The sequence below is a fragment of the Cobetia sp. SIMBA_158 genome, assembly GCF_046566945.1.
GTDB classification, from domain to species: Bacteria; Pseudomonadota; Gammaproteobacteria; order Pseudomonadales; family Halomonadaceae; genus Cobetia; species Cobetia amphilecti.
The window spans coordinates 1-249 of record NZ_JAWJYL010000823.1 but is presented as its reverse complement, the minus strand read 5'-3'; the positions used below and the strand labels follow the sequence as shown (position 1 = coordinate 249).

Here is a 249-nt window from a genome sequence, read left to right as displayed (position 1 = left end):
CGCATTTATCTCGCCACACCGCGCCGAACGCCAGATGGTTCGCGAACGCGTAGGAGAAGGGCGCTTTATCGAAGTGTTTGTCGATACGCCGCTGGCGATTTGCGAAGCCCGCGATCCCAAAGGCTTATATAAGAAAGCGCGTGCCGGTGAACTGCGCAACTTTACGGGAATAGATTCCGTTTACGAAGCGCCTGAATCGGCAGAAATTCATCTCAATGGTGAACAATTAGTAACAAATTTGGTACAGCA

The 249-nt window shown here is 51.0% G+C and carries 1 protein-coding gene; it reads left to right on the top strand.

The annotated features are described in order from the left end of the window. Window positions 1–249 (top strand): adenylyl-sulfate kinase (locus R2R70_RS22120; protein ID WP_410979217.1); only part of this gene is annotated, 249 nt, incomplete at both ends.